The organism is Aquabacterium sp. (genome assembly GCF_035476535.1).
GTDB lineage: Bacteria > Pseudomonadota > Gammaproteobacteria > Burkholderiales > Burkholderiaceae_C > Pseudaquabacterium.
In genome coordinates this window covers 1-6288 of the sequence record NZ_DATILJ010000307.1, presented here as the reverse complement: position 1 = coordinate 6288, position 6288 = coordinate 1, and the positions used below count along the sequence as shown (strand labels likewise).

Below are 6288 nucleotides of genomic sequence, written 5' to 3'. Positions count from 1 at the left end.
AGGCGCGCGCGGCACGCGGCGGCTGGTCTGCGACGTGCTGACCGAGAACCGCGCGATGCAGGCGCTGGCGCAGGCCGCAGGCATGCAGCGGCAGGCCATTTCTGAGGATCCGCAGGTGCTGCGCTACCTGCTGCCGCTGGCATGCTGATGCGCCGGGCCCGGCTTGGGCGTCAGCGTGCCGTGACCCTGTACTCGCTGTCCACCGGTGCGGGCACGCGCCTGCGGTGGCGCAGAGTCAGGCCAATTGCTCTGCGCCGCGGATCAGCCAGGTCGACGGGCCGGGCCAGATCGCCCCTTCACTGCATTGCTGCAGCCAGGCGGCTTGCATGTCGAACCAGGGCTGCCAGAGCATGCGCTGGAATTCGACCCAGGACAGCGCAGCCTTGCTGCCGCTGTCGACCCAGGTCCACATCTGATTGAAAGCCGCCGCGGGCATGTCCGGCACCGCGGTCGTGGCCGGTGAATTGTCGATCATGGCGAACTCCTTGAAGTCCCTGGAACGATTCCACCACAGGCCGCGAGTTCCGTGAGGGCATTGCGGCAGCTCAAGCAAGGGATGTCCTGGTTCAGCGCCGACCTGGCGGCGAGCTCGCGGGGCCGAGCCCAATGGGCGCCGGAACAATGCTCACGATGCGCGAGAAAAGCGCTGCGTATTCGGCTTCGGGTGCTGCGCCGGTGAGCGGGTCCTGGTTGGCGAGGAAGGCCTCGTCCAGCTCTTCCCAGTCCTGTGCGGTCAAGACCTGCTCGGCCAGCGGGAGGATGTCTTTCTCCTCCATCGCCATGTGCCCCAGATAAAAGTCGATGTACCGGGCCGCCGTCTCTTCGAATCGTGAGCGTCGGGATTCGCCCATCATCTCGAACGCCAGCAGCGCGTGTTCGAGTTCGCGAATCCGCATCTCGCCGCGGCTGTGGTCCAGGTCGAGATGGTCGAGGATGTCGCGATTGCGGGGCGTTCGGGCCCTCAGCTTTGGAAACAGCAGCTCCGACTCCTTGCGGTGGTGGCGCTTCTCAGGAAACTCGTCGACGTAGAAGAGCATGGCACGCAGGGCCTGGAAGTCGGGCAGCGTGCCGTCTCGGCGGTGCTGCGCCAGCAAGAGCTGGATGGACCGAAGCATGGCCGCCAGTGCGGCGTGCTCTTGCTTGATGATGTCGATGCTGCGGTGCGTCATGTGATGCTCGCTGGAAGAAGGCCACGGAGGTCACTCATGCAGCGATGGTTGCAGACTCGGGCGGCACGGCCCTTGCGCTGTGTCAAGCGGGCGCTGCGTCGCCCCCCAGAAGCCGGGCCATCAACGCCCGGACACTGCGGATCTGGTCGCCGAAGGGCAGCGCGCCCCGGCCGGTGAAGAACAAGCCGCGCTTGGCGTCGCCTTGCAGTGCTGCGGCGAGTTGCTGATCGATGCAGAACTGGCCCCAGCCCAGCTTTCCGTCGCGCAGACCACATTGCGCCAGGCAGTCGAAGGCCTTGGTGCAGCGCTTCTTGGCATGGGCAACGGCCTGCAATCGCGGTTCGGCCCGCAGGTAGGCCTTGAGCCACGGGGTCAGAACCGCGCGCGCCGGCAGGCCGGCGGCGCTGATGAACTCGACCTTGTCTTCCTCGCGGGCCTCCGCCAACACGCGCTTGAACTCAGGGTGCGCGTCGCTTTCGGTCGTGACGGCGAAGGGCGTTCCCAGCTGCACGGCGGCTGCACCCAGCGCGACGACACGGTCGATGTCGGCCCTGGTGCGGATGCCTCCCGCGGCGATGATGGGCGTCTGCTTCTCGATGCCGGCCGCCCGCAGCACCGCGAGCGTCTCCGGAATCGAGCGCTCGAACTCGAAGCGCGGGTCATTCAGGTCTTCGAGGCGCGCCGCGCCCAGGTGGCCGCCAGCGAGTCGGGGATGCTCGAGCACGACAGCATCGGGCATGCGCTTCTTGCGCTCCCACTTGCGGACCAGGAGTTGCACGCCGCGGGAGTCCGACAGGATGGGAATCAGCGCCGTGTTCGGATGCTCGGCGGCCAGGTCGGGCAGGTCGAGCGGAAGACCGGCGCCGACAACAATGGCGTCGACACCGGCGGCCAGTGAGCGCTTGACGTAGGCCACGTAGTCGCTGACAGCGCGCATGACGTTCATCGCGACCAGGCCGTGGCCTCCCGAGAGCTGTCGGGCGCGGCCGATTTCCCGGTCCAGCGCCTCCAGGTTCGCGGCGTCGATGCTGGTCTTGGCCTCAGGGCCGACGCCCAGACCGCGCGTTCGTTCCATCAGGTCCGGGTGGTGCCGGCGCAGGTCGACCGAACTCAAGGTGCCCACGGCCCCGCAGGACGCGACCGTGCCTGCCAGGCGGTGGGCCGAGACGCCGATGCCCATGCCGCCTTGGACGATCGGCAGGAGGGTACGCCCTGCAAGATGAAGCGGCGCAAGGCCGCATTGCGCCAGCAAGCGCTGCATGTCGATGGGAATCACAAGGTCTCCGGATGCCGGCGAACTCTAGGCAGGCCAGGCCCGGCTGTCGCTGACGAATGTCAAAGGGACGCGAGCAAGGACGCCGGCACGAACGCGCCGGTCTGAAAGTCGAACACATTGACTTCGCCGTCCTCGATCTGGTAATGCCAGCCGTGCAGCGTGAGCTCGCCAGCGTCGACGCGCTGGCGCACCATCGCATAGTCCATCAGCCGTTCGAGTTGCAGCGCAATCGTGCGCTGCTCGGTGCGGCGCAGGGCTTCCGGGCTCGGGCACACGGGCAGCACGGCGTCGCGCGCCAGGTCTAGCCAGGCTTCGAGGTTGACCGCTTCGGGCGACACATCTTCATACAGCGCGCGTATCGCCCCGCAATGGCTGTGGCCGCAGACGATGATGCGCTTGACCTTCAGCTGCAGTACCGCGAATTCGATGGCGGCGGCGGTGCCGTGGTGTCCCCCATCCGATGTTCCGCAGCACGGCGGCACCAGGGCGCCGACATTGCGCACCATGAACAGCTCGCCCGGACCGGTGCCGGTGAGCAGGTAGGGGACCAGTCGCGAGTCCGAGCAGCCGATGAACAGGGTCGTCGGGTGCTGGCCCTCGTCGACCAATGTCTGGAACTGCACGCGATAGCGGGGGAACGCGTCCTCCCGGAATCGCTTCAGCCGCTGCAGCAGTTCGTCCGGCATCACTGGACCAGCGGCGTTGTCGACCCTTCGATATCGACGCCTTCCAGCACCGCCTTGCCCGCCAGCAATTGCAGGTACTGGCGCAGCGCGCTGGTCCAGGTCTGCTGGCGCAGGCGCTGGGCAATCGCTTGCCTCACCTCGGCGAACTCGGGCTGCTGGCCGGCCTCGCGTGCACACACCTCGACGACGTGAAAGCCGAACCGGCTGTGGATCAGTCGCGGCAGGATGCCGATGGTCTGCTGGCCGAAAACCTCGTGGGCGAATTCCTGTGCGCAATCGTCCCGCGTGACCCAGCCCAGGTCGCCGCCGTCCGCGCCGGTGGGGCAATTCGACCAGCGTCTGGCGGCCGCACTGAACGCGTCATCACCAGGCTCGGCGCAGCGCAGCTCGAACAGCAGGGCTTCGGCCCGCTGTCGCAGCGCATTGACATCGGTACCGGGCGTTACAGCGAACAGCACATGGCGCAGCAACAGGCGCTCGCCGACCGCATGGCGCGACGGGTTGGCATCGAAGAGTCGCTTGCAGGCCTCCTCGGTGGGTTCGGGGACCACGATCGCACGCTCCAGCAGTGTCTCGATGGCGTGCGAGGTCGTGCCGCCTGCAATGCCCAATCCGCTGGCCTGCTGGCGCAGCAGCTCGGTGCAGGCGCGCTGGCGCAGTGCCTCGTCGCTCAGCTGTTCGTCCGGTTCATGCAATGCAATGCCGTTGACGCGTGCGACGGGACCGACGGCCGCGGGCGATGCGACAACCGGCGCTTCAAGGGTGGCGCTTGTCATGGTGGTTTCCTCAGACTTCGGCGGGGCGTGAAGCCGTGGCCGGATTGGCTCGCTGGCTGCTGGGGGCCGGAACATTCGCTTGCGCGACATGGCGTTGCGGCTGGGCATGGGCCTGCGGCAGGTTCAGCTTGCGGCTGCGCACCATCTGGTAGGGCCTGAAGGCGTAGGCGATGGTGCCGAAGCCGCTCCAGACATGCACCAGCCGCGTGAACGGGAAGATCAGGAAGATGCTCATGCCCAGGAACATATGGGCCTTGAACACCCAGCCCGCATCGGCCAGCAACTCGACGCCGCCGGCGCGGAAGGTGACGATGCGCTGCGCCCACTCGGCCAGCTTCATCATCATGCCGCCGTCCAGGTGATGGGCCGACAGCGGGATGGTCGCCAGGCCAAGCGCGAACTGCAGCCACAGCAGCGCCAGCAGCGCGATGTCGCTGCGCTTGGACGTCAGGCGGATGCGCGGATCGGACAAACGCCGGTGCAGCAGCAGGCTCACGCCCAGAAAGCCCAGCACGCCGAACAGGCCCCCGGAGACCATCGCCACCAGTTGCTTGGTGCCGGCGCTGATGAAGCCTTCGTACAGGAAGTGCGGCGTCAGCATGCCCACCGTGTGGCCGGCCATCAGGAACAGGATGCCGACGTGGAACAGGTTGCTGCCCCAGCGCAGGCTGCCGGCGCGCAGCAGCTGGGACGAATCGCTCTTCCAGGTGTACTGGTCGCGGTCGAAGCGGATCAGGCTGCCGAGCAGGAAGACCGTCAGGCAGATGTAGGGGTAGTAGCCGAACAGCAGGGTGTCAAGCCAGGGCGTGCTCACAGTGGTGCTCCTTGAGAGGCTGTCACGGTCTTGCGCGACCGGACGATCTGGATCGGCTGGGGCGTATCGGGACTGGCCTGCCCGCGCGTGCTGCAACCGTCGAAGGCGGGCGGTTCGGCCCAGGCCTCGTCCATGTCCTGGTCGGGCACGACGGGCAAGGCCTGCACCTTCTGTCCGGCCAACTCCAATACCGCGGCGATGACCGAGGCGTAAGGGTTCTCGCGCTCGCGCAGTGCGCTGAACACCGCGTTCAGGATGTGGGCCATCTCGCCCAGGAACTCCCGCGCGACCTTCTCGGGTTGCGTCGACGCGAATTCCAGCACCACGGACAAGTGGTCGGGCAGTTCATCGCTGCCCAGCAGCAGGCCGGCACGCTCGTACATCTGCCCCAGGTCGACCATCGCGGGTCCGCGATCGCGTGAGTCGCCATGCACATGCTCGAACAGGTGCAGGGATGTCGCGCGGCCGCGGTCGAAGGTGTCGACGAAGCGGCCTTCGGCCTCGAAGGCATCCATGGTCTGCAATTGCCGCAGCAGCGCGTCGAGTTCGACCAGGCGCTGCTTCGGCAGGCTGCTCTCGGTCTCCAGCGCAGTGCGCAGCTCCGGCACCGCAGCGCGGAAGTCGGCATCCGGATAGCGCAGCATCGCGGCCAGCACACGCATGGTCAGTCGCTTGTTGTTCATCGTGCGTTCCTTCAGACAGTGGCTTTGATCGGGATCGTGCGGCGCTTCTTGCCACCGAACAGCGAGGTCTCGCCGGCGCCGTCCTAGCAGCCGTTGCCGAACGAGAAGCCGCAGCCGCCGCGCAGGTCGAAGGCGTTCTCGGCGTATTCGCGGTGAGTCGTCGGAATGACGAAGCGATCTTCGTAATTCGCGATGGCCATGATCTGGTACATGTCCTCGACCTGCTCGGCGGTCAATCCGCTTTGCTGCAGGGCTGCGAGGTTCTCCACGCCTTCCACATGCTTGCCGCGCTGATAGGCGCGCATGGCAAGCATTCGTTCGAGCGCGCGCACGACGGGCGCCGTGTCTCCGGCCGTCAACAGATTGGCCAGGTACTGCACCGGAATGCGCAGGCTTGCCACATCGGGAATTTCGCCATTGACGCCCATGTGCCCGGCATTCGCCGCAGCGGTGATCGGCGAGAGCGGCGGGATGTACCAGACCATCGGCAGCGTGCGGTACTCGGGGTGCAGCGGCAGGGCCACCTTCCAGTCCATCGCCATCTTCCACACGGGGCTCTTCTTTGCCGCCTCCAGCCAGTTCTCCGGAATGCCGTCGGCGCGCGCCTGCTCGATGACCTTCGGGTCGTGCGGGTCCAGGAAGATGTCGCACTGCGCCTGGTACAGATCGCGGTCGCGCTCGGTGCTGGCCGCCTGCTGGATGCGGTCGGCGTCGTAGAGCATCACGCCGAGGTAGCGAATGCGGCCGACGCAGGTTTCCGAGCACACGGTCGGCTGACCGGCCTCGATGCGCGGGTAGCAGAAGATGCACTTCTCGGCCTTGCCGGTCTGCCAGTTGTAGTAGATCTTCTTGTAGGGGCAGCCCGAGACGCACATGCGCCAGCC

7 protein-coding genes and 1 pseudogene are annotated in these 6288 nt (G+C 66.8%); all 8 read right to left on the bottom strand.

Annotation, left to right across the window (positions count from 1 at the left end; genetic code table 11):
- Positions 1-235: 235 nt before the first annotated feature.
- Positions 236-475: a hypothetical protein gene (locus tag VLK61_RS29690; RefSeq protein WP_325426909.1), complete on the bottom strand. Its 240-nt coding sequence runs from the start codon at positions 473-475 to the stop codon at positions 236-238.
- A 91-nt stretch (positions 476-566) separates the two neighbouring features.
- A complete protein-coding gene (locus VLK61_RS29685) occupies positions 567-1169 on the bottom strand; it encodes a hemerythrin domain-containing protein (RefSeq protein WP_325426907.1) in 603 nt (200 codons plus the stop codon).
- 82 nt (positions 1170-1251) lie between these two features.
- Complete coding sequence (locus tag VLK61_RS29680; RefSeq protein WP_325426911.1) at positions 1252-2430, bottom strand: NAD(P)H-dependent flavin oxidoreductase; 1179 nt, start codon at positions 2428-2430, stop codon at positions 1252-1254.
- 74 nt (positions 2431-2504) lie between these two features.
- Entirely contained in the window at positions 2505-3131 is a 627-nt protein-coding gene (locus tag VLK61_RS29675; RefSeq protein ID WP_325426906.1) for a carbonic anhydrase, read from the bottom strand.
- Positions 3131-3907: a peptidylprolyl isomerase gene (locus VLK61_RS29670; protein ID WP_325426904.1), complete on the bottom strand. Its 777-nt coding sequence runs from the start codon at positions 3905-3907 to the stop codon at positions 3131-3133. Before VLK61_RS29670 ends, VLK61_RS29675 begins: the two co-directional genes overlap by 1 nt.
- 10 nt (positions 3908-3917) lie before the next feature.
- Positions 3918-4721 carry a respiratory nitrate reductase subunit gamma gene (gene narI, locus VLK61_RS29665; protein ID WP_325426902.1) on the bottom strand — a complete coding sequence of 268 codons (804 nt, stop codon included), beginning with the start codon at positions 4719-4721 and terminating at the stop codon, positions 3918-3920.
- A complete protein-coding gene (gene narJ, locus VLK61_RS29660) occupies positions 4718-5404 on the bottom strand; it encodes a nitrate reductase molybdenum cofactor assembly chaperone (protein ID WP_325426900.1) in 687 nt (228 codons plus the stop codon). The genes narI and narJ overlap by 4 nt, the downstream gene beginning before the upstream one ends.
- Positions 5405-5415: 11 nt before the next feature.
- Positions 5416-6288 (bottom strand): annotated as a pseudogene (locus VLK61_RS29655) (4Fe-4S dicluster domain-containing protein); the annotation flags it as partial.